This is a genomic window from Candidatus Schekmanbacteria bacterium, assembly GCA_003695725.1.
In the GTDB taxonomy this organism is placed as follows: domain Bacteria; phylum Schekmanbacteria; class GWA2-38-11; order GWA2-38-11; family J061; genus J061.
Window position 1 is genome coordinate 1 of record RFHX01000075.1, and the last position, 4,515, is coordinate 4,515.

A 4,515-nucleotide genomic window follows, 5' to 3' on the forward strand; every position below is an offset into this window, starting at 1 on the left:
CTCTTCGGCTCTCCTTTTAACTTTAACAGCGCTGTCACCTTGCGTTATATTAACTTATATATACAAACCTGCAACATACTTTCAAAAGATGTTCATTTTTATTGTTGAATCTTTAGTTTTTTTAGTCCTTTATCTGATTACAATAAAGAAAAGTACTTTCCTAAGCGATGAAGAAAAAAACAAAATTTCAAATATGATTTCTTCCCTCTGGGGATCAATATTAGAAAAGGCAAAGGTAAAGCAATAAATGAAAAATAAGAAAAGTCTTAAATTAAGCATTATATGCTATGTTGACATATCTGTGCTAAATGCTGAAAGCATCCAAATAATCAATTTTGCAAAAGCTTTGCATAGATTAGGACATAAAATATCGCTCTTCGCTCCCCTTATTGGCAAAAAAAGAGAAGATGACAAAATTAGGATAAAGTATCTTCCACTTATCGATTTAAAATATCTTCGTCCCTTGTCGTTCATTTTTCTTACCCCCTTTCATCTATTACATCTTCTAAAAAAAGAAAACCCTGATGCTGTAATCTGTTTTGATTTATATAGTGCGCCAACAATTATTCCAGTCATTAGACTTCTCAATATTCCAATTTTTCTCTATCTAAACAGTATAATTCTTGAAGATATGAAGGCGCTCAATAGGAACAGGATTACGACATTTATTTCTGACCTTGCTTACAGGTCAAATGTAAAATTGAGCAATTCTGTCGGATGCATATCAAAACCTGTAATGGATTATGTGGTTAATAAATTAAAAAAACCGAAAAATTCTGTCTCAGTAATAAAAGACGCTGTTGATACCGATTTGTTTTGTCCCATTGACAAAAAAGAAGCCCAAATAAAATGCCGTCTGAATGTAAACTGTAGATATATCGGCTTTGTAGGCAGTCTTTGTTTATGGCACGGAGTTGACTATCTTGTAGAAGCTGCACCGCTTATAATCAACAAAAATCCTGACATTCGTTTCCTCATAGTTGGAGATGGTGAAATGAAAAAAACATTGCAGCGGCGCTGTAACGAACTCGGAATATCAGATTATTTTATCTGGACCGGTTTTATAGAATATGAAATAGTACCAACATTTATTTCAGCATTTGATATTGCCGTGGCATTCTTCAAGAAAGTCAGAAGCAATTATGGTTCACCTATGAAAATTTTTGAATATTTATCATGCGCAAAACCTGTCCTTGCAAGCAATTATCCTGAATATGGCCAATTTGTCGAATCTTTGGGCGCAGGTATCTCTGCAAATCCTGAAGACAAAGAAGAGCTTTCTGAAAAAATCTGTGGTCTTTTAAATAACGAAGAAAATCTCATTCAAATGGGTAAAAAAGGACGAGAAGCTGTCCTTAAAATGCATACTTGGGAAAAGCGTGCAGAAGAGATGAGCAGACTTATCAATTCAATGATTAGTAATTATGGAAAAAATTAATATAGTCCATATTATTTCAGGCGGAGGAATAGGAGGAGGAGAAAAATTTCTTCAAATCTTCGCCAAATATAGCGACAAAGAAAAAATTGCTTTGCATTTTGTTGTTCCTGAAAAAGGTGTGCTTTACGAAAAATTGTCATTCTTTGGCTATAAACCAAAGGTGATAGACATAAACAAAAGTCTTTTCAGTTTTGAAACTTTTTTGCGCCTAAAAAGATATTTGATCCGTTCAAAAACTGACATTGTTCACACTCATGGCGCAAGAGCAAATTATTATGGAAGAATTGCAGCTTACTTCGCAAAAGTACCTGTCATAATATCGACAATTCATAATTCAATAAACGACTATCCTATAAATGCATTGAAGAAAAAATTTTATATCTATATTGACCGATTAACCTCTTCTTTTGTTTCAGAAATCGTTTCAGTTTCAAATTATATCAAAGAAAGTTTGGTTAACGATTATAAAATAGCAGAAGAAAAGATAACAACTATCTACCCTGCCGTTGATTTTCAATCGCTGTTGCCCGATATTACGACTTCGGCAATGAAAAAAAAGTTATCGATACCTGAGTCTTCCTTGGTGATTGGACAAATTGGCCGGATGACTAATCAAAAGGGGTTTGAATATTCCATCCTTAGCGCAAAAAAAATCATCTCTCAATTTAACAATGTCTATTTCCTTTTTGTAGGAGATGGTGAACTAAAAAAAAGGTTAGAAGAAAAATGTATTTCCCTTGGAATTAAAGAAAAATGTATCTTTACGGGCTTTGTTGATAATGTCGGGAATGTATATCAAATTATCGATATACTCCTTATGCCTTCCCTATCAGAGGGTTTTCCTGTAACGCTAATTGAGGCAGCTTTTTTCGAAAAGCCGGAAATAGCGGCAAAAGTCTCGGGAATTCCTGAATTTATCAAAGATGGGGTCAACGGGATTCTTATTCCTCCGGCTGATAGCAGGGCGCTTGAAGCGGCAATTGAAAAACTTATCAGAAACAAAGATATGCGGATAAGGCTTGGCAAAGAAGCAAAAAATCGTGTTTCTGAATTATTTTCTCCTGCACATATGCTTAAAAAGTATTTAAATATTTATGAAAAGCATATTGAGAAAGATTTCTAATAGGAGGGTAAAAAGAAATGGATTTACAAGCTAAAAACTGGCTGAAAAGAATCCTTTACCCATTTCGAAAAAAATTGGGCGAATTTGTTATAAATGAAAAGGATACAATCTTTTCAAAAGCAGGAAGTTTCATAGCAGGAAATAAAATTGAAGGCGATTACCTTGAATTTGGAGTTTATTCAGGACAAAGTTTTTCCCTCGCATATAATCTTATTCGCAATTCATTCTTAGAATCATTTACTCCCTCAATATGGAATAGCGAAGAAGACTGCGAAGAAAGGAAAAAGCTGTGGAATAAGATGAAATTTATTGCCTTTGACTCCTTTGAAGGTTTGCCAACTCCTAAAGGAATCGACAAATTATCTGCCGATTTCAAGGAGGGAAAATATTCCAATACAAAAGAAAATTTTCTTAAAAATATAAAAGCAAGCGGTGTCCCATTAGATAAAGTAAAAGTCGTCGAAGGTTGGTTTGAAGACACTTTAACTGATGAAACAAGAGAAAAAGAGAATATTAAAAGTGCATCAATAGTACATATTGACTCTGACCTTTATGAATCAGCAGTCCTTGTATTGAAATTCATCAAACCTCTTCTTAGAGATGGAACAATAATAATTTTTGATGATTGGTTTACTTTCAGGGGAAATCCTGCACTTGGAGAACAAAGGGCATTCTTTGAATGGCTCAAAGAGAATCAGGATTGGACTGCCACCCAATATCAAAAGGAAGGCGTTTGGAGAAATAGTTTCATAATGAATAAAAAAACCAATAGAAAGTTTTAGAAAAATTAAAAAAAAAAATCAGGTGTGCTCATTCACGAAGTTTATTTCCTAAACGTTCCAAGATAGTGATTATTATGAGAAAAACTATTCCTTGAAATACCAAAATTATTAAATCAAAGTTGTCGGCATTTCTAAGAGCAAGTGCTGAGCATCCCATAGCTATATTAATGAGATAGATAAAAAGAACAGTTTTTCTCCTGTCAGTAAGGAGGGCATTCATCCTATGATGAAGATGGTCTTTCCCTACATATTCAATCCACTCTTTGAAATTGGTGACTTTTCCGCTAATAATTCTTTCAACTGTAATGTAAATCATATCGTATATCAAAATGCTGAATATGAAAAGAGGCGCCACTATCGAGACAATTGTGCTGTTTTCAGACCAATCCCCCTGAATTGCCATACAGGCAAGGGTAAATCCTAAAAAATTTGAACCACTATCTCCAAGGAAGATACTTGCATCCTCTCTCAATCTAAAGTTATAAGGGAGGAAACCAAGACACCCTCCAATCATTGCTATAGCCACCCATCCAAGGAAAGGTTGAGAATTTTGAAAGGCAAGAAAACCTAAAAAAGCTGAAATGATGATGGAAAGGCCTGCCGCCAGTCCATCCATACCATCAAAAAAATTCATCGAATTAGTAATTCCAACAATCCATAGAATTGTAAGAGGAATATTAAAATACCAAAGGAATGAATCTTTTGGAAAAAGTTTCAATATTACTCCTGCATATATGACAATTGCAACAGCTAAAAGTTGTATAAAGAGCCTTACAGAAGCAGGCAAATGATATTTAATGTCAAAGAGACCTGACAACATTATCAAAGTTACTGATGAAATTATGGCTACCAGGTCAGGCGAAAAAATATTATTCAAGGAAAGGGAAGCAAGAAAAGCAAGATAAACAGCAAATCCTCCTAGAAGAGGCGTTGCTTGAGAATGTATCTTTCTTGTTTCATTTGGAATATCCAAAAAATTTTTCTTATAGGAAATGGATGACGCTATAGGTGTCAGAAGATAGGAGGAAATCAATGAAACAAGCAAAATATATATCCACCGGATACCAGTACTATTGAAAAAGAATCTTATTTTAGGAATTAACAAAAACAACAGGACAATTGTAAATGTCCCAAAGAGTCCTTTGTTCAAATCAAGCTTATAATCACGATTC

Annotated in this window: 5 protein-coding genes; 4 read left to right on the forward strand and 1 reads right to left on the reverse strand. The window is 34.1% G+C overall.

Translation table 11 applies throughout. The features are described 5' to 3' along the window. The 4 genes from D6734_03265 to D6734_03280 form a co-directional block, all read left to right on the forward strand. Nucleotides 1-247: hypothetical protein (locus D6734_03265; protein ID RMF96760.1), on the forward strand; the 247-nt coding region annotated here is incomplete at its 5' end. Further along, the gene (locus D6734_03270; GenBank protein RMF96761.1) at nucleotides 248-1,438 is read left to right on the forward strand and encodes a glycosyltransferase family 1 protein; all 1,191 of its coding nucleotides are present in this window, start codon (nucleotides 248-250) and stop codon (nucleotides 1,436-1,438) included. It begins immediately after the preceding gene. Continuing rightward, nucleotides 1,425-2,561, forward strand: coding sequence for a glycosyltransferase family 1 protein (locus D6734_03275; protein RMF96762.1), 1,137 nt, complete (start codon nucleotides 1,425-1,427; stop codon nucleotides 2,559-2,561). The genes D6734_03270 and D6734_03275 overlap by 14 nt, the downstream gene beginning before the upstream one ends. A 17-nt stretch (nucleotides 2,562-2,578) precedes the next feature. Next, a complete protein-coding gene (locus tag D6734_03280) occupies nucleotides 2,579-3,343 on the forward strand; it encodes a hypothetical protein (GenBank protein RMF96763.1) in 765 nt (254 codons plus the stop codon). Between the two features lie 28 nt (nucleotides 3,344-3,371). Here D6734_03280 and D6734_03285 read toward each other — a convergent pair whose 3' ends face one another. Continuing rightward, entirely contained in the window at nucleotides 3,372-4,493 is a 1,122-nt protein-coding gene (locus D6734_03285) for an undecaprenyl/decaprenyl-phosphate alpha-N-acetylglucosaminyl 1-phosphate transferase (protein RMF96764.1), read from the reverse strand. Nucleotides 4,494-4,515: the final 22 nt, after the last annotated feature.

Coding starts and splice junctions, on each gene's coding strand:
- D6734_03270 (RMF96761.1), top strand. CDS start 248: ATGAAAAATAAGAAAAGTCTTAAATTAAGCATTATATGCTATGTTGAC.
- D6734_03275 (RMF96762.1), top strand. CDS start 1,425: ATGGAAAAAATTAATATAGTCCATATTATTTCAGGCGGAGGAATAGGA.
- D6734_03280 (RMF96763.1), top strand. CDS start 2,579: ATGGATTTACAAGCTAAAAACTGGCTGAAAAGAATCCTTTACCCATTT.